Below are 22,593 nucleotides of genomic sequence, written 5' to 3'. Positions count from 1 at the left end.
CCCCGGATTCCCCTATTCCTGCCCGGGCCGGCGCAGATGCCGCGCCGCGCGCTGCGACGCCACGAGAATCAGCTTCATCGTCGCCCGCGTCGCGCCGACGAAGAGCTTGCGTATCGAGCGTTCGTCGAGCGCGTCGAAGTCGATCTCGCTCAGGATCACGCAGGGCGCGGCCTGCCCCTTGAAGCGGTAGACCGAGTCGAGCAGCACGTCGCCGTCGCGATACTGCGGATTGCCGAACAGATCGTACTGTCCCGTGAAAGCGCGCAGCCGGTGCGGGCCGAGCTGGGCCAGCGTCGTGAACGCCGAGCCTTCGCGGCCGCGAAACGAGAGTACGACGATGTCCTGCTTGCGAAAGCCGAGCGAAAGCGCCTGGGTAATCGCGCGCTTGGTCGCGCCGACGACGCCCGACCCGGACGCCGTGCCGGGGTCCGGCTCGCCGTCGTCGTAGACGGAAAGCGCCACCTCCGAGCCGTCGAACGGGCTGCCCGCCGCCAACTGCGCGAGCGCCGGCACGACCGGGCCCGCCACTTCGCGCAGGTACTCGAGAATGTCGCGCGGACTGCGATAGTTCGTCGTTTCCTTCAGCACCGTCCAGCCCGGCAGCTTCACGCTCTCGCGCATGTACAGGTTCTGCAGCGGGTCTTCGAGCCACCACCAGGCCGCGCCCGGCGCGAGCAGCCGCGCGAGCGCGTCGACCCAGGCCTGCTGGAAGTCCTGGCCTTCGTCGACGACCAGCACGTCGAACTGCCAGCGCGCGCCGATGGGCGTCTGCGCGAAGCGCTTTTCGAGCTGGCCGAACACGTCCGGACCGTCGAAATCGGGCACGTGACCGCCGTCGCGTGCCACCCAGTCGCATAGCTGATGGTAGTTCGCGACCTTCGCGCCGGGCGGCGCGACCCGCGCGATGTGGTCGGCGAGCGGACGGTTGAACGAGACGTAAAGCGTGCGCCTGCCGCGCGCCACGGCGTCCTTCATGACCTGCACGGCAAGCTGCGTCTTGCCCGAGCCGGCCGTCGCGCTCACGCGCAGCCGGAACGGCTCGAATTCGAGCCGCCGCGCCCAGGTGGCGAGTCCGCCCGAAAGACGCGTGACGAGCGTGCCGGCCGCGCCGACGAGCGCGCTCGTGTCGGGCGTGAGCGCGAGTTCGTCGGCGAGGAACGCATGGAGCTTCGTCGCGCACGGCAGTTTCGCCTCGTCGGCCGGCAGCACGCCGAGCACGACCGACGCCAGTTGCGCACGCCGCGTCGCGTCGACGATGCGCGCCGGATTCACGCCCGCGATCGCCGCGTCCTTGACGACGTGATCGGGGCAATACAGCAGCTCCTCCAGAAAATACGTGCCCGCGCCGAACGCCGCCGTGAAGCGCCGGTGCAGCCCCTCGACGGTGCGCGCGAGCGCGATGGCGACGTTGCGCTCGGTCTGCAGGTAGACCTTCACGAGCCCTTTCGGCGTTTCGCGCAGAAAGCCCGTCTTCTGCTCGACGATCATCACGCGGCCGGCCGGGCTCACGATCACGAAGTCCGCCTCGCCGAACACCGAAAAGCCTTCGTGCAGACGCGTCCAGTGCACGCCGTGATAGACGGTGTAGCCGTCGGGCAGGCCTCGCTCCAGGAGCGCGAGCGTTTCGCGCTCGCGCGCGGCGGCGCCGGTTGCCGCCAGATGCTGCCAGTCGTCGGGAACAATGCGTGCCATGCTGTGCCTCGTCGTTCGGGTAGCGGCTATTCTACGAGAAGCCGGCGCGTCGGCCGGTGCCTCCGAGCCGGAAAGAAAAGACGCCCGACATCGTGTATCGTTGGCGGCTCACACCCATTTCCGACCTGCAGGGAGAGTACGCCCGTGCGCCCGATGATCACGATCTGGGGACGCGCCAATTCGGTGAACGTCCAGAAAATCCTGTGGTGCTGCGACGAGCTCGTGCTGCCGTTCGAGCGCGTCGACGCTGGCATGCAGTTCGGGCGCAACGAGGACCCGGACTATCTGGCCATGAATCCGACCGGCCTCGTTCCGACGCTCGTCGACGGCGACTTCGTGCTGTGGGAATCGAACGCGATTCTGCGCTATCTGGCGATGCAGTATGGCCCGTCGAGCCTGCTCTATCCGAGCGCGCCGAAAGTGCGCGCGAGCATCGAGCGCTGGCTCGACTGGTCGCTCTCGAAGCTCGCGCCGACCGAGCGGCCGCTCTTCGTCGCGCTCGTGCGCACGCCCGAGGCCCGGCGCGACGCGGCGGCGATCGCGGCCGACCTCGAGCGCGTCGGCCGGGAATGGGCGCTCGTCGACCGGCATCTGACGGGCCGCTTCTTCCTCGAAAACGAGCGCTTCTCGCTCGCCGACATCGTGATCGGCGCGTTCGCGCGGCGCTGGTTCGGGCTCGAGGGCATCGAGCGTCCGGCGCTGCCGAACCTCGAACGCTGGTACGCGCGCCTCGCCACGCGCGAAGGTTTCCGCAAATACGTAGGCCTGCCGCTCACCTGAAACGCCTCACTTCCTTTTCCCTTTCGACCCACACACAACAGACATGACGATCCAGCTTCACGCCTGGGGCACGCCGAACGGCCGCAAGATCAGCGTCGCGCTCGAAGAAATGGCCCTGCCTTACGAAGTGGTGCCGGTCAACATCGGCAAGGGCGACCAGTTCCGGCCCGAGTTCCTGCGCATCAGCCCGAACAACAAGATTCCCGCGATCGTCGATCCGGACGGCCCCGACGGCCGACCGATCAGCGTGTTCGAGTCGGGCGCGATCCTGCTTTATCTGGGCGAGAAGACCGGCCGCTTCCTGCCGCGCGACCTGCGCCAGCGCGTGCCCGTGCTCGAATGGCTGATGTGGCAGATGGGCGGCTTCGGCCCGATGCCCGGCCAGGTCCACCATTTCGCCGCGCTGGAATCCGAAGAGGATCGCCGCTACGGGCTCAAGCGCTACTCGGACGAAACCCGGCGTCTTTACGGCGTGCTCGACCGCCGGCTCGCCGAAACGCCGTTCGTCGCGGGCGAACTGTCGGTCGCCGACTTCGCGATCCTCGGCTGGGCGTGGCGGCACGAGCGGCACAAGGTGAATCTCGCGGACTACCCGCACGTCAGGCGCTGGTACGAGACGCTGCTCGCGCGGCCCGCCGTGCGGCGCGGCCTCGACGTCAAGCTCGACTGACACGCGCAGCCGGCCGGGCGGCACTTGCGACGGAGCACGCACGACGGCGCGCGCCCGGCGTCGCGGCGGGTCAGGCGCGCGCGTCCCGCCGCCCGCTATACTCTCGCGCCATGACCCAGGATCTCGCACCGGCGCTTGCCGCCGCACAGCAGCATTTCGCCGCCGGCCGGCTCGACGAGGCCGCCGCGCAACTCGATGCGATTCTCGCGGCGCATCCCGAACACGGCGAGGCGCTCGAAGGCCTCGGCTACATCGCCGCGAAACGCGGCGACCACGCCCTCGCCGCCGACTACGTGACGCGCGCGCTCGGCGTCATGCGGGCCTCGCCCGAGCAATATCACTGGGCCGCCCAGGTCTGCCTGCTCGCGGAGCGCTACGACGAAGCCGCGCGATATTTCCGGCACTGCCTGCAACACGCGCCCGATCACGCGCAGTCGCTGCACGGCCTCGCGATGACGCTGATGGCCAGGGGCGAATACGCCGAGGCGCTGGTCGCGCTGGAACGGCTCTGCGCGCGCTACCCGCTGCTCGCCGAGGCGCATTACAACCGCGGCAACGCGCTCGGCACGCTCGGCCGCTACGACGACGAAATGGCGGCCTACCGGCGCGCGCTCGAACTGAAGCCCGACTTCGCGCCCGCCCAGATCAACCTCGGCGTCGCGCTGCGCGATCTGCACCGCTTCGACGAAGCGCTACAGCAATTCCGGCGCGTGCTGGCGCGCGACCCCAACGACGCGGGGGCCCGCACCAACCGCGCGCAAACCAATCTGCTGCTCGGCGAGTTCGAACACGGCTGGCGCGAATACGAGTGGCGCTGGCACGACGGCGCCGTCGCGCACGGCTTCGACCCGGCGACGCAATGGGACGGCAGGAAACCCGTCGCCGGGCGCACGGTGTTCGTGCATCACGAACAGGGGCTCGGCGACACGCTACAGTTCGTCCGCTACGTCGATCTGCTGGCCGAGGCCGGCGCGCGCGTCGTGCTGCGCGTCCAGGATGCGCTGCTGCCGCTGCTGCGCGACTACCCCGGCGCGGCGCAAGTGATCGGCGAGCAGGAAAGCGTGCCTGCGTTCGACCTGCACAGCCCGCTGCTCAGCCTGCCGTTCGCGTTCGGCACGCGCGCGACGAACATCCCCGCGCGCATCCCCTACCTGCGCGCGGACCCGGCGAAAGCCGGGCAATGGCGCGATCTGCTGCCGCCCGACGACGAAAGCGGCGATGCCGGACGCAAGCCGCGAATCGGCGTCGCCTGGTCTGGCAGCCGCCTCAACCGGAACGGCCGCAACCGCGCGATGACGCTCGCGCAGCTCGCGCCGCTGTTCGACGCCGACGCGCATTTCGTCTCGCTGCAAAAGGAGGTTCGCGAGGAGGACCGCGCGCTGCTGGCCGACCTCGACGCGCGCGCGACGCTGCGCGACGCCTCGGCGCGGCTCGTCACGTTCGCCGACACGGCGGCGCTCGTCGACCAGCTCGACCTCGTCGTCAGCGTCGATACGTCGGTCGCGCATCTGGCCGGCGCGCTCGGCAAGCCGGTCTGGGTCGCGCTGCCGTACACGCCCGACTGGCGCTGGCAGATGAATCGCGAAGACAGCCCCTGGTATCCGCAGATGCGGCTCTTTCGCCAGCCCCGTCGCGACGACTGGCCGGCCGTCGTCGAGGCGCTGCGGCAGGCGCCCGGACCATGGCGCGCATCCTGAACGTCGACTGCCGACCGCCGGCGGGGCCGGCGCGAAGCCCGCGCGGCAACGAGGCGTGTCCCCGTATAATGGCCGCATGAAGACAGCCAAACCGTCCCGAGCCGCCCCGTCCGCCCCCGCCGGGAACGGGCATGGGCACGAGCACGCCCGGGAGCGCGCGGCCACGCCCGAAGCCGCGCTCGCCATGGCCGAGGCCTACTGCCGCGAACGCGGCGAAAGGCTGACGCCGATCCGCCGCAAGGTGCTGGAACTTTTGCTCGCCTCGGGCCGCGCCACCAAGGCCTATTCGCTGCTCGACGAGATGCGCCAGATCCATCCCGGTTCGGCGCCGCCCACCGTCTACCGGGCGCTCGACTTTCTGCTTTCGGCCGGCCTCGTGCACCGGATCGAGTCGATCAACGCGTTCGCGGTCTGCCACGATCTCACGCAATGCCAGCACGGCATCCTCGTGGTGTGCCAGCAATGCGGCAACGTCACCGAACTGCACGAACCGGGATTGCGTCAGGCGCTCGTCGCGCAGATCGAAGCTTCGGGCTACCGGCTCTCGGGCGACGGTATCGAACTGAAGGGACTGTGCGCGCAATGCCAGGCGGCCGGCGCACAGGACGGAAACGCGGCGCCGGCACCGACGCGCGCCGCAAAAGCGGCCGCGCATTCTTCGCACTGATGGGCTGACTCCGCCACTGGCCCGTATGGCCGCGCGCGGAATCCGCGTCGCTTCAGGAAGCGTGGCGCGCGTCGATCGCGCCGCGCAACAGCGTGATCAACGCATCCGGCTGCGCCGGTTTCGTCATGAAGTGCTGAAAACCCTCGCCGATGCTGCGCAGGCGCCAGCTTTCGTCGGTGTGTCCCGTCAGCGCGATCGCCACGGCCGGCGCGTGATCGCCTCGGATCTCGTGATCGCGCAGCCGCTGGATCAGATAAAAACCGTCCATTTCCGGCAGGTCGAGATCGCATACCACCGCGTCGGGCATCAGGTGCAGCGCGGCTTCGATACCCGACTCCGCATCCGCCGCCGCCACCACGTGCGCCCCTTCCGACTCCAGCAACGAGGCGAGTGAAGCCCGGCTTTGCGGGTCATCCTCCACGAGTACGATCGTTGTCTGGTCCAGCCTCAGTGCTGCGTTCATGTTCTCTTGTGTAACGTCTTTCCGTCTGCTTTTCCGTCCGATTCGGCCCGCGCGGGACCGGACAACCCCACAATAGGGCGCCATCATGCCCCGTGCAAGCCAGGGTCTTGCCTGTCGCTCGGACCCGGCAAATCGCCGCGAGTTGCAGTCCCTCGTGTCGCCCCGCGCCGGAGCGGCCATGCCCTGCTCCGGACCCGCGCCGAAGCCGGTCTGCCCCGCTTTGGGTCAAATCCCGGGGGCGCATCCGGTGCCGGATTCGCCCGGATTCGCGGCACGGCAAGACGCTTGCAAGCTTCGTGCCTTGACCTTTCATGACACGAATGCCCGGGCACGCGCCGCGGGAAGCGATTATCCGCGCCGTCGCGGTCAGCACGATAGGCCCGCCGTGCGACACGCAGATGAATGACCGGAGACGGTCGCTTGCACGAACGGGGGCCGCCTGCGATGATCGCGTCACCGTGGTCGGGATCGGCTGCACCCTGTCGCCGACTCGCCCCAAGCCATCCTCTCCGACCTGCCCATGCCCCCGCACCGACTGCTCGAAATCACTCCGGAAACCCACGACGTCGAACTCGAACTCGCCTACGCGACGCCCGACAACCTCACTGGCCGGCCTATCTACAAAGCCGCGCGCTGCCTGCTGCTCGAACCGGCCGAGGCGCGGCTGCGTCTCGCCGTGAAAATCGCGCGCGGCATCGGCGCAAAACTGAAGGTCTTCGACGCATACCGGCCGCCCGAGGCCCAGCAGGCGCTCTGGCATTTCCTGCCCGACGCCACCTACGTCGCCGATCCCGCCGTCGGCTCGAACCACAGCCGCGGCACGGCGCTCGACGTCACGCTGCTCGACGCCGAAAGCGGCCGCGAGTTCGACATGGGCACCGGCTTCGACGCGATGACCCAGGCCTCGGAGCACTTTCACCCGGGCCTGCCGCAGACCGTGCAGCGCAACCGCCTGCTGCTGCTCGGCGTCATGCACGCGGCCGGCTTCACGCACATCGCGAGCGAATGGTGGCATTACGAACTGCCGGGCTCGCGCGAGCTGCCCGTCATCGCCAATGCGGACAGCGGTCCCGTCCGCCTGATGTAACGCGAGCAGTAACGCCACGCACGCGAAACGCCTGCGCCGCGAAACCGCGACCCCGCACACAGCCCGACAGCAAGGAGCCCGTAGCAACGTCATGAATCCCTCGCCCCTGCACGCCTCGCCGTTGCTGCGCGACGCAACGCCCGCCGACTTCCCCGCGATCGCCGCCCTCTACGCGCACTACGTGCGGCACAGCACGGCCTCGTTCGAGGAAACGCCGCCCGATGCCGACGAACTGCTACGCCGCCATGCCGCCGTACTCGGCCACGGCCTGCCCTGGCTCGTCGCGGAACTCGACGGCAAGCTGGCCGGCTATTGCTACGCGACGCCCTACCGGCCGCGCGCCGCCTACCGGCACACCATCGAAGATTCGGTCTACGTCGATCAGGCCGCGCGCGGGCGCGGGCTCGGCAGCGCGCTGCTGCGGGCGCTGATCGAGCGCTGCGAGGCGGGCCCGTGGCGCCAGATGATCGCCGTGATCGCCGACACGAACGGCGGCTCGCCGGCCTTGCATCGCAACCTCGGCTTCGACCTCGTCGGCACGCTGCGCGCGGTCGGCTTCAAGCATGGCCAGTGGCGCGACACCACGCTGATGCAGCGTCCGCTCGGCACCGGGTCGAGCACGCTGCCCGGCGCCTGAAGCAGGCACGAAGCCAACTCCCGGCGCCGCGCTCGACGACCGGGTCGTCGCCCCCTCCTGCTCATATCGAAATCTCCTTTTCATGGTTGGTCGCGGCACGCGCCCGTGCGACGATCCGTTGTCCCGCGCGGGCCGCCGCGGCCACGCGGATCGACGCATTCGTCCACGGAGCCCTGCATGACATCGACTTCCCGAATTCCGACCCGGCTCCTGCGCCGCCGCGCCGGCGCGGCAGCCGTCGCGCTCGCGCTCGCGTCGGGCATCGCGCACGCGCAACAGCCCGCGCCCGACCATACGGTGCGCATCGGCTATCAGAAAGCCGGCCTGCTCGCCGTCCTGAAGGCTCAGGGCTCGCTCGAGCGCGCACTCGTCCCGCTCGGCTACAGCGTCAAATGGTTCGAGTTCCCGGCCGGCCCGCAACTGCTCGAAGCGCTCAACGCGAACAGCGTCGACTTCGGCTATACCGGCGCGCCGCCGCCCGTATTCGCCCAGGCCGCGGGCATCCGGTTCGTCTACGTCGGCGCGGAACCCGGCGGCCTCCACAACGAGGCGCTGTTCGTCAGGCCCGACTCGCCGATCCGCACGCTCGCCGACCTGCGCGGCAAGCGCGTCGCGCTGCAAAAGGGCTCGAGCTCGAACTACCTGCTGCTCCAGCTCCTCGCGAAGGGCGGCCTGAGCTACGGGGACATTCGCCCCATCTACCTCGCGCCCGCCGACGCGCGGGCCGCTTTCGAGAACGGCGACGTCGACGCGTGGGTCGTCTGGGATCCTTACTATGCGGCCGCGCAGCAGGCGCTGCATGCGCGCACGATCGCCGACTACACGCCGGTCGGAGCGGCCGACAACTTCTACGAGGCGACGCGCGATTTCGCGCAGCAGCAGCCGGCCGTCGTCGGCACGATCCTCGCGCAACTGCGCAAGACCGGCCTCTGGGTCGACGCCCATCCCGCCGAGACGGCGACCCTGCTCGCGCCGCAGGTCGGCCTCGACCGGTCGATCGTGGAGACGTGGGTGCGCCGCGTCCCGTACGGCGAGATTCCCGTCGGCGACGACGTGGTGAGCGCGCAGCAGAAGGTGGCCGACGCGTTTTACGGCGCGCGGCTGATTCCGCAGAAAATCGCCGTGCGCGACGTCGTCTGGCAGGCGCCGGCCAGCGCGAACGCCGCCGCGAAATAGTCGATCGGCATCGTTGCCGAAATCGGCGGGATCGTCCACGCGATCCCGCCGCCAGCCGCTTCTTGCCGCTTCCCGTCGGCGTCCCCTGACGCGGCGACCCGTCTCCCCTCTCCATCCGGCACGCCCCGACGCGACCGGCATCGCCCGATACATCGACAGCCAGCACGCCCGAAATGCGACCGCAGCATAAACTGCGGTGCGTTGCCGCATGACGTCCGATCCCGCTCGCGTCATTGCCTCCCCTGCGCCCCAAATAAATTGATTCAAGTCAATTACTTAACCGGATGGCTCGTTTTGCCGACCTAAGTCATGCGACGAGTTGGCACAGATCAAAATTTTTCCAAATCTCCTACGCTTACGGCATCCGCAATCGTGCTGCGCGCCCGGCGGCCCGCCGGGGCGAAGTCTTCCGGACCCCCACAAGCCATGAATACACCACTCTCTGCCTTCGACCTGGCTCGCCTGCAGTTCGCCTTCACGGTCTCGTTCCACATCATCTTTCCCGCCCTCTCCATCGGCCTCGCCAGTTTCATCGCCGTGCTCGAGGGCTGCTGGCTCAAGACCGGCAAGACCTGGTACAAGGACCTGTGCCTCTTCTGGTCGAAAATCTTCGCTGTCGGCTTCGGCATGGGCGTCGTCTCGGGCGTCGTGATGAGCTACGAGTTCGGCACCAACTGGGCCGGCTTCTCCTCGTTCGCGGGCCCCATCACGGGCCCGCTGCTGATGTATGAAGTGATGACCGCGTTCTTTCTCGAAGCGGGCTTCCTCGGCATCATGCTGTTCGGCTGGAGCCGCGTGAGCCCGAAGGCGCACTTCGGCGCGACGCTGATGGTCGCCATCGGCACGCTGATCTCGACGTTCTGGATTCTCGCCTCCAATAGCTGGATGCAGACGCCCCAGGGCTTCGTGATCCAGAACGGCCACGTCGTACCGACCGACTGGTTCAAGATCATCTTCAACCCGTCGTTCCCGTACCGGCTCGCGCACATGGCGATCGCGGCGTTCATCGTCGCGGCGCTCGTCGTGGCCGCGACCGGCGCCTGGCATCTGCTGCAGGGCCGTCGCGACCCGGCCGTGAAGAAGATGTTCTCGATGGCGCTCGGCCTGCTGCTCGTGCTCGCGCCGGTGCAAGCCGTGGTCGGCGACCAGCACGGCCTGAACACGCGCGAATACCAGCCGGCCAAGATCGCCGCGATCGAAGGGCTCTGGGACACCGAGCAGGGCGGCACCGCGCTGAACCTGTTCGGCATCCCCGACATGAAGGCCGAGACGACGCGTTACGCCATCTCGGTGCCGCACCTCGGGAGCCTGATTCTCACGCATAGCTGGGACGGCCAGATCCGCGGGCTGAAGTCGTTCCCGCCCGCCGACCGGCCGAACTCGACGCTCGTGTTCTGGACCTTCCGCGTGATGGTCGGCCTCGGCCTGCTGATGATCGCGCTCGCGATCGTGGGCTGGGTGATGCGCCGCGGCGGCCGGCTCTATGAAGCGCGCTGGTTCCAGCGCTGGGTGTTCGCGATGGGCCCGACCGGCTTCGTCACGCTGCTCGCCGGCTGGATCACGACCGAGGCGGGACGCCAGCCCTGGGTGGTCTACGGCGTGTTTCGCACCTCGCAGGCCGTCTCGCCGCTCACCGAGCAGCAGGTCGGCGTCTCGCTGATGGCGTTCGTCATCGTCTACTTCCTCGTGTTCGGCACCGGCATCTACTATCTGCTCAAGCTGATGGGCACCGGACCGGCGCTGCCTGGCTCGACGCACGACGACTCGTCGGGAGCCGGCTCCGGACGCAGTTCGCGCCGCCCGCTGTCGGCCGCCGACCAGATGATCGACGCCTGAGCCCCTTCAATTCGCACCAAGCCTTGCGAGGAAAAAAATGGATGTCACCGTAATCTGGGCTGCGATCATTGCGCTCGGCCTGCTCCTGTACGTCGTGCTGGACGGTTTCGATCTGGGCATCGGCATCGTGTTCCCGTTCTTTCCGGACGAGAGCGAACGCGACCTGATGATGAACACGGTCGCGCCCGTCTGGGACGGCAACGAAACCTGGCTCGTGCTCGGCGGCGCTGGCCTTTTCGCCGTGTTCCCCGCCGTCTATTCGATCGTGCTCTCGGGGCTCTATCTGCCGCTCATCTTCATGCTGGCCTGCCTGATCTTCCGCGGCGTGTCGTTCGAGCTCCGCGCGAAGGCCAACCGCACCCGATATCTGTGGGACCTCGCCTTCATCGGCGGTTCGGCCGGCGCGGCGTTCTTCCAGGGCATCGCGCTCGGCACGTACCTGCAGGGCATCCCCGTCGCCGACGGCCGCTTCGCCGGCGACGCGTTCGGCTGGCTCACGCCGTTCAGCCTGCTCTGCGGCCTCGGCCTCGTCTCCACCTACGCGCTGCTCGGCTGCTGCTGGCTCGTCGCGAAGACCGAGGGCGACCTCCAGCGTCGGCTGCACGGCGTCGTCTGGCCGCTCACGCTCGCGCTGCTCGGCTTCGTCGCGGTCGTCAGCATCTGGACGCCGCTGCAGGACCCGAACATCCAGCAGCGCTGGTTCGGCACGGGCATGTTCTGGAAGCTCTCGCCGGTGCCGATTCTCGTCGTGGTCTGCGCGCTGCTGATGCGTCAGGCCGTGCGCGCCGGCCATCACCGGACGCCGTTCCTGCTCGCGCTCGGCCTCGTGCTGCTCGGCTACATCGGCCTGCTCGTGAGCCTGTGGCCCTACGCGATTCCGCAGAGCCTGACGCTCTGGCAGGCCGCGGCGCCGCGCGCGAGCCAGATCTTCACGCTCGTGGGCGCGGCGATCATCCTGCCGATCATCCTCGCGTACACGGCACTCGGTTACTGGGTATTCAGGGGGAAAGTCCGCCATGGCGACGCACACCACTACCACTAACGCAGCCGGTGCACGCATGCCGCGCCGCAAACTGCCCGGCTGGCTCTGGTTCATCCTGCTCTGGTGCGGCGGCGTCGGCGCGGCCGTGACGCTCGGCTTCGTCTTCAAGGTGTTCATGAACCTGACGCTGTTCGCCGTGCATTGAGCGAACGGACGCGACCGGCGACGCCGGTCGCGTTTTCTCCCCGTTTTCTCCTGTCCCTGCGCTTTTCCAGTCCTTCCCAGCCTTTCTCCTGCCCGTTCCGCCGCGCACCGCCCCCCGGTACGACGCAGCAAACACCCGCGCGACTGACGCCGCCCCGCCGTTCTCCCCTTCTCCCCCAAGCCTTGCCCTCCGTGCCGCGTCCCGTTTCCGGGAACGGATCGCACGATTTCGCCTTCCTTCGCGAAGATTACAATTTTTAATCTATATGCGAATCGTTCTCATTTGTGTTGACGGTTACATTCGCGAGAGGTAGGATTTCGCCGTTCGCAGTCGTTCGGCATGGCGCCCGTTCCCGCCATCCGGACACCGGGCTGCGGAACGGGGACTTGCATGCAGGGGCGCCACGCATGGGGCACGCGCCGCCATAATCTAATAAGGATCTCGATGAAGCTCTCCCGGTCATCCGGACTCGCGCCGACCGGCGCGCACCCGGTTCATGCAGCTCGCCGCGCGCAGCGGCGCGGGCCGTCGCTGCGCACAATCGCGGCATACACGGCATTTGCCTGTGCCGCCCTCGCTTGCGGCGGCGTCTCGGCGGCCGAGGCCGACACCAATCCCGACGCCGCCCCCGAAGCGCCCGAGGCCGACCTGAATATCCAGGCGCAGCCCACCAATTTCTGGACCGGCTTCTGGACACGCCAGAACATGCTCGGCGACATGGGCGGCATCCGCCCGTGGCTCGGCAAGTACGGCGTCACCCTCGACGCAACCGAAACCAGCGAATATCTCGCGAACCTGCGCGGCGGCCTCGGCCACGGCGGCGCCTACGACGGCCTCACGACGATCACCCTCGGCGTCGATACGAGCAAGGCGCTCGGCATCCCCGGCGGCCAGTTCAACGTGAGCGCGCTGCAGATTCACGGCACCGACCTCAGCTCGGCGAACCTCGGCACGCTGAACACGGCGAGCGGCATCGAAGCCCAGCCGACCACGCGCCTGTGGGAGCTCTGGTACCAGCAGTCGCTTTTCCACAACAACATGGACGTGAAGGTCGGCCAGCAGAGCATCGACCAGGAGTTCATGGTCAGCCAGTACGCCGCCACGTTCATCAACACGATGTTCGGCTGGCCGGCGCTGCCGTCCTACGACATGCCCTCGGGCGGTCCCGCCTATCCGCTCTCGGCGCTCGGCGTGCGCGTGCGCGGCCGCATCACGCCGTCGTTGACGGGCCTCGCCGGCGTGTTCGACGGCGACCCGCTCGGCAACAACCCGAACAACCTGAGCGGCACCAACTTCAACCTGGGCAGCAGCACGCTCTTCATCGGCGAGCTGCAGTATTCGATCAACCAGCCCTCCGAGGGCGACCTCGTGAGCAGCAGCAACAACGGGCTGCCCGGCACCTACAAGCTCGGCATGTGGTACAACAACGGCCGCTTCGCCGACCAGCGCTACGACAACACGGGCCTTTCGCTCAACAATCCGAACACGACCGGCGACCCGCTCCAGCACCACGGCGATTACAGCGTCTACGCGGTCGCCGACCAGATGGTGTGGCGCCCCGACCCGGACGGCCCGCGCAGCCTCGGCGTGTTCGCGCGCGTGATGGGCGCGCCCGGCGACCGCAATCTCGTGAGTCTCGCGGCCAACGTCGGCATCGTGCTGAAGGCGCCGTTCGAAGGCCGCGACAACGACAGCGTCGGGCTGGCGGCTACCTACATCAAGGTCGGCAACAACGTGCACGATCTCGACCTCGACTACCTGAACAACTACGGCGGCCCGTACGGCGTGCGCACCAGCGAAACGACGCTCGAGGCGACCTACCAGTTCCAGGTCACGCCGTGGTGGCAATTGCAGGCCGACGCGCAATACACGTTCAACGCAGGAGCCGGACAAAACCCGAACAACCCGTCCGAACCGCTGCGCAACACGCTCGTCGTGGGCCTGCGCACCAACATCACGTTCTGACCGAACCGACTCATGCCTAACACACCCTCGTCCGGCCGGCTTCTTGCAACGCACTGCATCGGCATTGCGAAACCGGTCGCGCGAGGTACGGAGATTGACAGATGAAACACACCACGCGTACGTTCTCGCAACGCACCGCCCACGCCACCCGCTCGGCATTCGCGCTCGCCGCGATGCTCGCCGCCCCGCTCGCCGCCCACGCCGCGCCGCAGGGCATGCTGGAAACCCTGCATCGCGACACGACGCTCATCAACACGGTCCCCGACAACGGCGACCAGAACCCGTACGCGATCGTCGTCGCGCCGGTGTCGTCGGGCGTCATCAAACAGAACGACGTGCTCGTCGACAACTTCAACAACGCGGCCAACCTGCAGGGAACCGGCAGCACGATCGTCGACTATCATCCCGACACGAAGCAGATGACGCTGTTCGCGTCGATCCCGCGCGACCTGAAGGACTGCCCCGGCGGCGTCGGCCTCTCGACCGCGATGACCATGCTCAAGTCGGGCTGGATCATCGTCGGCAGCACGCCGAGCAACGACGGCACGACCGACACCAAGGGCGCCGGCTGCCTCGTCGTGCTCGACAGCAACGGCAAGATCGCGAAAACCCTCTCGAGCCCGAACATCAACGACCCGTGGGGCAACATGGCCGTCGTCGACAACGGCGACCACGCCACGCTCTTCCTGAGCAACGCGGGCTTCGGCGTCGGTTCCGCCAACGGTAACCCGCCGGTGTTCAAGCAGGCCACCGTGCTGCGCCTCGACCTCGACATCCCGGCCGGCCAGCCGCCCGTCGTCAAGAGCGAGACCGTCGTCGCCAGCGGCTTCGGCGCCCAGGCTGACAAGGGCGTGTTTCTCGTCGGGCCGACCGGGCTCGCGCTCTCGCCCGACAACAAGCAGCTCTATATCTCGGACGCGATCGGCAACCGCATCAACGCGATCGACGACCCGCTCACGCGCGACACGAGCGCGGGCGTAGGCCGCCAGCTCACGGCCGACGGCCTGCTGCACCGCCCGCTCGCCATGGTGCTCACGCCGCAGAACCACCTGATCGTGACGAACGCGCTGAACGGCCAGGTCGTCGAAATCGATCCGGCGACGGAGAAACAGCTTTACGCGCGCTGGGTGGACTCCGACCGCGCGCAAACGCCTCCCGGCAACGGCGACCTGTTCGGTATCGCGCTGACGCCGGCAGGCGACGGCTTCTACTACGTGGAAGACGACGTCAACACTCTCGTGCTTGCCAGATAATCATGCCATCCGATCCCCACACTCCTCCAGACCGCCCGGACCGCCGCAGTTTCCTGAAGGCGGGCGGCGCGGCGGTCGCCGCTGGTGCCGGGCTCGGCGCCGGCGGCGCGCAGGCGGCGCTCGAATCGAAGCGCCACGCCGACGATCCGCTCGCCATGGGCGAGCCGTTCTTCGGCCCGCACCAGGCCGGCATCGTCACGCCGCAGCAGTCGTACATCTACGTGGCCGCGTTCGATCTGACCACGACCTCGCGCGACGATGTCGTCAACCTGCTGCGCGCCTGGACCGACACGGCCGCGCGCATGACGCAGGGCCAGCCGGCCGGACCGCTGCAGGGCACGAGCGACGACCAGCCCGCCGCCGATTCGGGTGAAGTGCTCGGCGTCGGTCCGGCCGGGCTCACCGTCACGTTCGGCTTCGGGCCCGGCCTTTTCACGTCGGGCGGCAAGGATCGCTACGGACTGGCGAGCAAGAAACCCGCCGCGCTCGTGGACCTGCCGCGCTTCAACGGCGACCAGCTCGTCGCCGAAAGGTGCGGCGGCGACCTGTTCATCCAGGCCTGCGCCAACGAATCGCCGGTCGCGTTCCACGCGGTGCGGCAACTGGCGCGGATGGGCTACGGCAAAGTGGCCATGCGCTGGGGCCAGGCCGGCTTCATCGCCGGCCGACGCGGCGAGACGCCGCGTAACCTGATGGGGTTCAAGGACGGCACCAACAACCCGCCCACCACCGACCCGAAGCTGATGAACCAGTTCGTCTGGGCCGGCGCGGCCGACGCGCCGTGGATGGAAGGCGGCAGCTATCTCGTGCTGCGGCGCATCCGCATCACGATCGAGCACTGGGACCAGATGGAGCTCGGGTTCCAGGAGCAGGTGTTCGGCCGCAGCAAGTACAGCGGCGCCCCGCTCGGCCAGAAAAAGGAGTTCGACCCGGTCGATCTGTCCGCCCAGGACAAGGACGGCAATCCGGTGATCCCGGACAACTCGCACGTGCGCCTGTCCAACCAGGCGACGAACAACGGCGCACAAATCCTGCGCCGTTCGTACTCCTATAACGATGGCACGAACTTCTACGTCGAACGCTGGCCGCCCTGGCGCCAGGAAACCGAATACGACGCGGGGCTCATCTTCATCGCCTACCAGGGCGACCCCCGCACCGGATTCATCCCGATCAACGAGAGGCTTTCGAAGTTCGACATGATGAACCAGTTCACGACCCACGTCGGCAGCGCGGTCTTCGCGTGCCCGCCCGGCGTGGAGCGCGGCTCGTTCGTCGGCGAGGGCCTCTTTTCTGCCTGATCCGGCGGCAGGCCGCCGGACCGTTTCGCTTTTTTCACCGCAAGGACAACGATAACCATGAAGCTTTCCTCCTTCGGCACGCGGCTGCGCGCGGCCGCGTTCGTGCTGGCCGCCGCCGGCGCATTGCCGCTCTCGGCACATGCCGCCTCGATCACGCTGTACAACGCCCAGCACGAGCAGGTCGCCAACCAGCTCGCGAAGGACTTCACGCAACAAACCGGCATCGACGTGAAGATCCGCACCGACGAAGGCCCGGCGCTCGCCGCGCAACTGATTGCCGAAGGCGCCCATACGCCGGCCGACGTCTATTTCACCGAGAACTCGCCCGAGCTGATGCTGCTCGAGGAGAAGGGCCTGCTCGCGCCCGTGCAACCGTCGACGCTCGCGGCCATCCCGGCTCGCTACAACTCGCCCGACGGTCAATGGGTCGGCGTGACCGCGCGCGAGGACGTGCTCGCCTACAACACGGCAAAGCTCCAGCCCTCGCAATTGCCGACGTCGCTGTTCGACCTCGCGAAGCCCGAATGGAAGGGCAAGGTCGGCATCGCGCCGAGCGACGCCGACTTCCTGCCGCTCGTGAGCGCCGTGATCGCGGCGAAGGGTGAAGCACAAACGCTCGCCTGGCTCAAGGGCCTGAAGGACAACTCGCAGGTCTTCGACGACGACGAAGGCGTGGTGGCCGCCGTGAACCGCGGCGCCGTGCTCACGGGCATCATCAACAACTATTACTGGGCGCGCCTGCATCAGGAGATCGGCGACAAGGAAACGCGCAGCGCTGTCTGGCACTTCGCCGACGGCGACCTCGGCGCGCTCGTGAACGTGTCGGGCGCGGCCGTGCTGAAGTCGGCCCACAACCCGGACGGCGCCCAGCGCTTCCTCGCCTATCTCGTCAGCGAGCGTGCCCAGGAGCTGATGGCGAAGGATCACATCAGCTTCGAATATCCGCTGCGTCCGGGCGTGGCCGCCGACCCCATCAACAAGCCGTTCGACCAGCTCCGTCCGCCGGCGCTCACGGTCGAACAGCTCGGCGACGACAGCGCGGCGGGCCGCCTGTTGCGTGAGGCCGGGCTGCTGTAAATGAGCAAAACGGCATCGACGGCTGTTCCATCCGCGGCTACCGCCGTGCCGCAAGACGACGCGCCGCGGCGAGCGGCGAGGCGGCGCGTGCCGCGCGCGCTCCTCGCCGCCGCCGTGCTCGGTCCGGCGCTCGTGCTGCTGCCGCTCGTGCTGACGTTCTGGCGCGCCTCGAGCTTCGGCGTGGCCGGTACGGCAGAGCTGCTGTTCCGGCCGCTCGTCGGCGAGTTGCTCGTCAACACGCTGACCATCACGATTTCGGCAACGCTGGCATCCGCCGTGCTCGGCACCGCGCTCGCCTGGTTCGTCGAGCGCACCGACCTGCCGGGCCGGCGCGCCTGGGCGCTGCTCGGCGCCGCGCCGCTCGCCATGCCCGCGTTCGTCACGAGCTTTGCGTGGGTCTCGCTGAGCCTCGACCTGCAGGATTTTCTCGGCGCGTTCGTCGTCATCACGACCGCGTATTTCCCGCTCGTCTATCTACCCGTGGCCGCCGCGCTGCGCGGCATGGACCCGGCGCTCGAAGAATGCGCGCGCGCGCTCGGTTGCGGGCGCTGGGGCACGTTCTTCCGGGTCGTGCTGCCGCAACTGCGTCCGGCCCTGCTCGGCTCGATGCTGCTCGTCGCGCTCGGCGTACTCTCCGAGTTCGGCGCGTTCACGCTGCTGCGCTTTCGCACGTTCACGACCGAGATTTATGCCGAATACCGTACGAGCTTCGACAACGGCGGCGCTTCGCTGCTCGCCTGCGTGCTGATCGTGCTGTGCCTCGTCTGTCTCGCCCTCGAATTCCGCGTGCGCGGCCACGCACGCTACGAACGCGTCGATCGCGGCGCGCGCCGTGCGCCGCTGCGCCACGCGCTCGGCCGCTGGCGCTGGCCCGTGCTGGCCGGCTTCGCCGCGCTGAACGTCGGAACGCTCGGCGTGCCGCTCGCGATGATCGGCTACTGGCTGACCCAGCCCGGCGCGGCCGCGATCACGCCGGCCGACGTTTCGCCCGAGCTGCTCGTCTCGACCACGCTCGCCTCGATCAAGTTCGGACTCCTCGCCGCCATTCTCACGACGCTGCTCGCGCTACCGCTCGCCTACGTGCTGGTCCGCTATCCGGGCCGGTTCTCGACGCTTCTCGAGCGCGTCACGTTCATCGCCCAGGGCGTGCCGGGCCTCGTGATCGGCCTCGCCATCGTCTCGCTGGCCGTGCGGGTGCTGGAGCCGCTCTATCAGACCACGACGCTCCTGATCGTCGTCTACGCGATCCTGTTCCTGCCGCTCGCGCTCGTCAGCGTGCGCGCGGCGCTGCTGCAAGCCCAGACCCGGCTGGAAGAAACGGCGCGCTCGCTCGGCCTCGGCTGGTTCCCGACGCTACGCCGCGTGATCCTGCCGCTCGCCGCGCCAGGGCTCGGCGCGGCGGCATCGCTGGTATTCATCTCCGTCGTCACCGAGCTGAACGCGACGCTGCTGCTCTCCCCCATCGACACGCACACGCTCGCCACCCAGGTCTGGACCGACACCACGACGCTGGCGTTCGCCGCCGCCGCCCCATACGCCGCGCTGCTGACGGCCCTCTCGCTCGCCGCCTCGGGCCTGCTGTTCGCGTTCGCGGGCAAGTCCGCGCTGGCGGGCCGCGCCCCGGATGCGTCCTGACCTCGGCAACCCACTGCGCTTTTCTCCGGTCCCCTCATGAGTGAACTTCGCATTTCCGGCCTCTACAAGGCGTTCGACGGCCATCCGGTCCTGCACGGCATCGACCTCGCCGTGAAGCCCGGCACGCTGCTCGCGCTGCTAGGGCCCTCCGGCAGCGGCAAGACCACGCTGCTGCGCGTGTTGTGCGGCTTCGAGCGCGCGGACGCGGGCAGCGTCGAGGTCGACGGCCGCCGCGTGGCCGGCGACGGCCTGCATCTGCCGTCCGAGCAGCGCCGCATCGGCTACGTGCCGCAGGAGGGCGCGCTGTTTCCGCATCTCTCCGTCGCCGACAACATCGCGTTCGGCCTGCCGCTCGCGCAACGTCGCGCGCGCCATCGCGTAGCCGAACTGCTCGAACTCGTCGGTCTACCCGCGTCCTACGGCGAACGGGCGCCCCAGCAGCTCTCGGGCGGCCAGCAGCAGCGCGTCGCGCTGGCCCGCGCGCTGGCTCCGTCGCCGAGCCTCGTGATGCTCGACGAGCCGTTCTCGTCGCTCGATGCGGCCCTGCGCCTCGAAACGCGCGAAGCCGTGGCCCATGCGCTGTCCGCCGCGGGCGCGACGGCGGTGCTCGTAACGCACGACCAGGCCGAAGCGCTCTCGCTCGGCCACGAAGTGGCCGTGCTCTGGCGCGGCCGTCTGCTGCAGACGGCGACGCCGCAGGCGCTCTACCAGCGTCCTGTATCGCGCGAGCTGGCGTCGTTCATCGGCGAGGCCGTCGTGCTGCCGGGCACGATCGTCGGCATGCAGGCGCATTGCGCGCTCGGCGCGTTACCGCTCGTGGACCCGACCTCGGCCGCGATGCAAGGCGACGTCGACGTGATGATCCGCCCCGAGCAGATCGAGTTGCTGACGCCTGGTGATTCGCGCTTCGCGGCACAAGCCGGCGCGGCCCAGCCGCTCGAGGCGCTCGTGCAGGACGTGACGTTCCACGGTCAGGATGCCGCGGTCATGCTGCAACTGGCTTCGGCACCCGACCTCACGGTGCGCGCCCGCGTTCCCGGTTATCGGACGCCGCGTGCGGGCGAACGCGTGCGTCTCGTCGTCGGGGGAGAAGTCAGCGTCTACGCCCGTTAAACGGAACACATCTTCCGTTAATTACATAAAAACGCCGCTCAAGATACGCCGCCCTCCGTTCCCGTCATACGACGCGATCTGCGCTATATCTGAATTTTGTTTATGCGCATAAATTTTTAATTTCCTAAAATACCGAAGACCTTCCAAACAGGGCAAAAAAATCCAGCAATGCGAGCCAATTAACGTCGCGCACCCTCGATGACCCGAAACGTCAGATTCACGCGCTCGCCCCGGACGGCAGGCTCCTTCGGCACGCGATGCCGCCATTGCGCCTGCGTTTGCCCGCGCATCACCAGTAAGCTGCCGCTGCCCAGCAGAAACGAACGCGTCACGCCCGTCGCGTTGTGGCGCAGGTCGAAGCGGCGAGCGGCGCCGAGACTCACCGACGCGATGACCGGCTCGGGCCCCAGTTCCGGCTCGTCGTCGGTATGCCAGCCCATGCTGTCGGTCCCGTTGCGATAGCGGTTCAGCAGCACGCTGTTGAACCGCACGCCGCCGACATCGGACACGGCGTCGCGCAGCGCGGCCACGGCCGGCGACCAGGGCGCGGGCACGTTGCGGATGCCCGAGTAGACATAGACCGCATCGGGCTCGCCCTGCCACGCCGTGAGACGCGGCAGCGGAATCCGGCCCGCGGGCGTGTTGATCTCGTCCTGCCGCCAGTCCACTTCCGCGAGAATCCGCGCGAGCGCCTGTGCGGCCGCCCCGGAATCGAGCCAGGCAGGCTCCCACAGCAGATCGGGTTCGGGCGTGTCGTCGAAGAGATCGAACATGGACGTGGCAGGCGAACGGAAACGGAGTGCGGTTCGAGCATAGCCGGCCAGCGCCGGCGATTCAATGCGCGCCTCGAAGCGGGCAGCCGCCGCGGCAGAAATGGCCCGGGACGTACGCCTTCGCGCGCCCCGACAACCGAGCCGCCCCGCACCCGCGAGGCTTCAGCGCACAAAGTCCGCTGCCGGTAGAATGCAGCGCAGGCCTCGTACCCGGCGATCGCTCGCATGCCGCGCCACGCGGCGCCCCGCTCCCTATCCCATCGTCCGTCATGCCCCGCCTCTCGTTTCTGGTTCGTTTCATCAGCATCGGCGTCCTGCTGCACCTCTATGTCGGCTTCCGGCTGATCCCCGATCTGCCCGTCGCCGTGGCCGGCAAATGGCTCGCGGGGCTCTGGCTCGTGCTGTCGTGTCTGCTGATTCCGCCAGGCATGCTCGCGCGCAGGATCGAACGCCAGCCGCTCGGCGACCAGCTCGCCTGGACCGGCCTCATCGCCATGGGATTCTTCTCGTCGCTGCTCATGCTGACGGTCGCGCGCGACATCGTGCTCGCCTCGCTGATGACCGTCGACGCGATCTGGCCGCACACGCTCGACCTCGCGCTCTGGCGCACCGGCAGCGCCGCTGCCGTGCCCGCGCTCGCGTTCCTCACGACTGCGGTCGGCTTCGTCAACGCACGCCGGCGCGCCCGCGTCGTCACCGTGGACGTGCCGCTGAGCAACCTGCCGGCGGGACTCGACGGCTTCACCATCGTCCAGATCAGCGACATTCACGTGGGGCCGACCATCAAGCGCGGCTATGTGGATGCGATCGTGCGCGCGGTCAACCAGCTCGAACCGGACCTCGTGGCCGTCACCGGCGACGTGGTGGACGGCAGCGTCGCGCGGCTCGCCGACCATACGCTACCGCTCGGCGGCCTGCGGGCGCGACACGGCGCCTGGCTCGTGACAGGCAATCACGAGTATTACTCGGGCGCGCACGCGTGGATCGAGGAATTCCGGCGCATCGGCCTCGGCGTGCTCGTGAACGAACACGTCGTCGTCGAGCACGAAGGCGCGAAGCTCGTGCTCGCCGGCGTGACCGACTATTCGGCCGAGCAGTTCGACCCGGCCCATCGCAGCGACCCCGCCGCCGCGCTGGCCGGCGCGCCCGTCGACGTACCGACGCGCATCCTGCTCGCGCACCAGCCCCGCTCGGCACCCGCCGCCGCCGCCGCGGGCTTCACGCTGCAGCTCTCGGGACACACGCACGGCGGACAGTTCTTTCCGTGGAACCTCGTCGTGCGCTTCCAGCAGCCGTTCACGGCAGGGCTCGCGCAGCTCGGCAAGCTCTGGGTCTATACGAGCCGCGGCACCGGCTACTGGGGGCCGCCCAAGCGTCTCGGCGCGCCGTCGGAAATCACGCAGCTACGGCTCGTCAGGGCGCCTTAGCGCCGCTTTCCCGCCGGCCCCGCAAGGGAGGCCCTGCCTGCCGCATGCGCAAAGCATGCGAAGACGTGGTCCCCGCGCACGAAGTATTTGCGAGCCTGGGGCGCCCCGTGAGCACCCGAAACCGGGGCCGCGCCGTCATGCCGTTATCATGGAAGCCGCG

The 22,593-nt window shown here is 68.5% G+C and carries 20 protein-coding genes; 17 read left to right on the top strand and 3 right to left on the bottom strand.

Annotated elements, in window-relative coordinates; translation table 11 throughout:
• Positions 1-12: 12 nt before the first annotated feature.
• Positions 13-1,692: an ATP-binding domain-containing protein gene (locus tag CY652_RS02150; RefSeq protein WP_102129056.1), complete on the bottom strand. Its 1,680-nt coding sequence runs from the start codon at positions 1,690-1,692 to the stop codon at positions 13-15.
• A 153-nt stretch (positions 1,693-1,845) separates the two neighbouring features.
• Between CY652_RS02150 and CY652_RS02145 the strand changes: the two genes are divergently transcribed.
• The 4 genes from CY652_RS02145 (at position 1,846) to CY652_RS02130 (ending at position 5,506) form a co-directional block, all read left to right on the top strand.
• Positions 1,846-2,472 (top strand): glutathione S-transferase family protein, encoded by a 627-nt coding sequence (locus tag CY652_RS02145; protein ID WP_102129055.1) that lies wholly within the window; start codon positions 1,846-1,848, stop codon positions 2,470-2,472.
• A 43-nt stretch (positions 2,473-2,515) separates the two neighbouring features.
• Positions 2,516-3,142, top strand: a complete 627-nt coding sequence (locus CY652_RS02140) for a glutathione S-transferase family protein (RefSeq protein ID WP_102129054.1) — start codon at positions 2,516-2,518, stop codon at positions 3,140-3,142.
• A 110-nt stretch (positions 3,143-3,252) separates the two neighbouring features.
• Positions 3,253-4,839, top strand: a complete 1,587-nt coding sequence (locus CY652_RS02135; protein WP_102129053.1) for a tetratricopeptide repeat protein — start codon at positions 3,253-3,255, stop codon at positions 4,837-4,839.
• Positions 4,840-4,915: 76 nt separating this feature from the next.
• A complete protein-coding gene (locus CY652_RS02130; RefSeq protein WP_102129052.1) occupies positions 4,916-5,506 on the top strand; it encodes a Fur family transcriptional regulator in 591 nt (196 codons plus the stop codon).
• Positions 5,507-5,558: 52 nt separating this feature from the next.
• On the opposite strand, the gene CY652_RS02125 is transcribed toward CY652_RS02130, so the two are convergent.
• Complete coding sequence (locus CY652_RS02125; RefSeq protein ID WP_258002158.1) at positions 5,559-5,969, bottom strand: response regulator; 411 nt, start codon at positions 5,967-5,969, stop codon at positions 5,559-5,561.
• Positions 5,970-6,489: 520 nt separating this feature from the next.
• On the opposite strand from CY652_RS02125, the gene ddpX reads away from it, so the two are divergent.
• The 12 genes from ddpX to CY652_RS02070 all read left to right on the top strand — a co-directional run bounded on the left by ddpX (position 6,490) and on the right by CY652_RS02070 (position 20,233).
• Positions 6,490-7,056: a D-alanyl-D-alanine dipeptidase gene (gene ddpX, locus CY652_RS02120; RefSeq protein WP_102129050.1), complete on the top strand. Its 567-nt coding sequence runs from the start codon at positions 6,490-6,492 to the stop codon at positions 7,054-7,056.
• A 91-nt stretch (positions 7,057-7,147) separates the two neighbouring features.
• Positions 7,148-7,693, top strand: a complete 546-nt coding sequence (locus CY652_RS02115) for a GNAT family N-acetyltransferase (protein ID WP_102129049.1) — start codon at positions 7,148-7,150, stop codon at positions 7,691-7,693.
• A 177-nt stretch (positions 7,694-7,870) separates the two neighbouring features.
• Positions 7,871-8,869 (top strand): aliphatic sulfonate ABC transporter substrate-binding protein, encoded by a 999-nt coding sequence (locus CY652_RS02110; RefSeq protein ID WP_102129048.1) that lies wholly within the window; start codon positions 7,871-7,873, stop codon positions 8,867-8,869.
• Between the two features lie 426 nt (positions 8,870-9,295).
• Positions 9,296-10,705: a cytochrome ubiquinol oxidase subunit I gene (locus CY652_RS02105; RefSeq protein ID WP_102129047.1), complete on the top strand. Its 1,410-nt coding sequence runs from the start codon at positions 9,296-9,298 to the stop codon at positions 10,703-10,705.
• Positions 10,706-10,742: 37 nt separating this feature from the next.
• Positions 10,743-11,747, top strand: coding sequence for a cytochrome d ubiquinol oxidase subunit II (gene cydB, locus CY652_RS02100; protein ID WP_102129046.1), 1,005 nt, complete (start codon positions 10,743-10,745; stop codon positions 11,745-11,747).
• Positions 11,748-11,763: 16 nt separating this feature from the next.
• The gene (locus tag CY652_RS24725; RefSeq protein ID WP_258002182.1) at positions 11,764-11,892 is read left to right on the top strand and encodes a hypothetical protein; all 129 of its coding nucleotides are present in this window, start codon (positions 11,764-11,766) and stop codon (positions 11,890-11,892) included.
• 444 nt (positions 11,893-12,336) lie between these two features.
• Positions 12,337-13,857: a carbohydrate porin gene (locus tag CY652_RS02095; protein WP_102129045.1), complete on the top strand. Its 1,521-nt coding sequence runs from the start codon at positions 12,337-12,339 to the stop codon at positions 13,855-13,857.
• Positions 13,858-13,958: 101 nt separating this feature from the next.
• The gene (locus CY652_RS02090) at positions 13,959-15,110 is read left to right on the top strand and encodes a hypothetical protein (RefSeq protein ID WP_102129044.1); all 1,152 of its coding nucleotides are present in this window, start codon (positions 13,959-13,961) and stop codon (positions 15,108-15,110) included.
• 2 nt (positions 15,111-15,112) lie between these two features.
• Entirely contained in the window at positions 15,113-16,408 is a 1,296-nt protein-coding gene (efeB, locus tag CY652_RS02085) for an iron uptake transporter deferrochelatase/peroxidase subunit (RefSeq protein ID WP_102129043.1), read from the top strand.
• 57 nt (positions 16,409-16,465) lie between these two features.
• Positions 16,466-17,485 (top strand): iron ABC transporter substrate-binding protein, encoded by a 1,020-nt coding sequence (locus CY652_RS02080; protein WP_102129042.1) that lies wholly within the window; start codon positions 16,466-16,468, stop codon positions 17,483-17,485.
• Complete coding sequence (locus CY652_RS02075) at positions 17,486-19,120, top strand: ABC transporter permease (RefSeq protein WP_102129041.1); 1,635 nt, start codon at positions 17,486-17,488, stop codon at positions 19,118-19,120.
• A 36-nt stretch (positions 19,121-19,156) separates the two neighbouring features.
• On the top strand, positions 19,157-20,233 hold the full coding sequence (locus CY652_RS02070; RefSeq protein ID WP_102129040.1) for an ABC transporter ATP-binding protein: 1,077 nt from the start codon (positions 19,157-19,159) through the stop codon (positions 20,231-20,233).
• A gap of 179 nt (positions 20,234-20,412) precedes the next feature.
• On the opposite strand, the gene CY652_RS02065 is transcribed toward CY652_RS02070, so the two are convergent.
• Positions 20,413-21,006 carry an alpha-ketoglutarate-dependent dioxygenase AlkB family protein gene (locus CY652_RS02065; RefSeq protein ID WP_102129039.1) on the bottom strand — a complete coding sequence of 198 codons (594 nt, stop codon included), beginning with the start codon at positions 21,004-21,006 and terminating at the stop codon, positions 20,413-20,415.
• Positions 21,007-21,275: 269 nt separating this feature from the next.
• Here CY652_RS02065 and CY652_RS02060 point away from each other — a divergent pair, with 269 nt between their 5' ends.
• On the top strand, positions 21,276-22,433 hold the full coding sequence (locus tag CY652_RS02060) for a metallophosphoesterase (RefSeq protein ID WP_102129038.1): 1,158 nt from the start codon (positions 21,276-21,278) through the stop codon (positions 22,431-22,433).
• Positions 22,434-22,593 lie beyond the last annotated feature (160 nt).

The organism is Burkholderia sp. WAC0059, from assembly GCF_002870125.1.
GTDB lineage: Bacteria > Pseudomonadota > Gammaproteobacteria > Burkholderiales > Burkholderiaceae > Paraburkholderia.
This window is presented reverse-complemented; position numbering and strand designations above follow the sequence as displayed.

Bases quoted from the DNA above. Each gene is read 5' to 3' on its own strand.
- CY652_RS02150 (WP_102129056.1), bottom strand. From the start codon at position 1,692: ATGGCACGCATTGTTCCCGACGACTGGCAGCATCTGGCGGCAACCGGC.
- CY652_RS02145 (WP_102129055.1), top strand. From the start codon at position 1,846: ATGATCACGATCTGGGGACGCGCCAATTCGGTGAACGTCCAGAAAATC.
- CY652_RS02140 (WP_102129054.1), top strand. From the start codon at position 2,516: ATGACGATCCAGCTTCACGCCTGGGGCACGCCGAACGGCCGCAAGATC.
- CY652_RS02135 (WP_102129053.1), top strand. From the start codon at position 3,253: ATGACCCAGGATCTCGCACCGGCGCTTGCCGCCGCACAGCAGCATTTC.
- CY652_RS02130 (WP_102129052.1), top strand. From the start codon at position 4,916: ATGAAGACAGCCAAACCGTCCCGAGCCGCCCCGTCCGCCCCCGCCGGG.
- CY652_RS02125 (WP_258002158.1), bottom strand. From the start codon at position 5,969: ATGAACGCAGCACTGAGGCTGGACCAGACAACGATCGTACTCGTGGAG.
- ddpX (WP_102129050.1), top strand. From the start codon at position 6,490: ATGCCCCCGCACCGACTGCTCGAAATCACTCCGGAAACCCACGACGTC.
- CY652_RS02115 (WP_102129049.1), top strand. From the start codon at position 7,148: ATGAATCCCTCGCCCCTGCACGCCTCGCCGTTGCTGCGCGACGCAACG.
- CY652_RS02110 (WP_102129048.1), top strand. From the start codon at position 7,871: ATGACATCGACTTCCCGAATTCCGACCCGGCTCCTGCGCCGCCGCGCC.
- CY652_RS02105 (WP_102129047.1), top strand. From the start codon at position 9,296: ATGAATACACCACTCTCTGCCTTCGACCTGGCTCGCCTGCAGTTCGCC.
- cydB (WP_102129046.1), top strand. From the start codon at position 10,743: ATGGATGTCACCGTAATCTGGGCTGCGATCATTGCGCTCGGCCTGCTC.
- CY652_RS24725 (WP_258002182.1), top strand. From the start codon at position 11,764: ATGCCGCGCCGCAAACTGCCCGGCTGGCTCTGGTTCATCCTGCTCTGG.
- CY652_RS02095 (WP_102129045.1), top strand. From the start codon at position 12,337: ATGAAGCTCTCCCGGTCATCCGGACTCGCGCCGACCGGCGCGCACCCG.
- CY652_RS02090 (WP_102129044.1), top strand. From the start codon at position 13,959: ATGAAACACACCACGCGTACGTTCTCGCAACGCACCGCCCACGCCACC.
- efeB (WP_102129043.1), top strand. From the start codon at position 15,113: ATGCCATCCGATCCCCACACTCCTCCAGACCGCCCGGACCGCCGCAGT.
- CY652_RS02080 (WP_102129042.1), top strand. From the start codon at position 16,466: ATGAAGCTTTCCTCCTTCGGCACGCGGCTGCGCGCGGCCGCGTTCGTG.
- CY652_RS02075 (WP_102129041.1), top strand. From the start codon at position 17,486: ATGAGCAAAACGGCATCGACGGCTGTTCCATCCGCGGCTACCGCCGTG.
- CY652_RS02070 (WP_102129040.1), top strand. From the start codon at position 19,157: ATGAGTGAACTTCGCATTTCCGGCCTCTACAAGGCGTTCGACGGCCAT.
- CY652_RS02065 (WP_102129039.1), bottom strand. From the start codon at position 21,006: ATGTTCGATCTCTTCGACGACACGCCCGAACCCGATCTGCTGTGGGAG.
- CY652_RS02060 (WP_102129038.1), top strand. From the start codon at position 21,276: ATGCCCCGCCTCTCGTTTCTGGTTCGTTTCATCAGCATCGGCGTCCTG.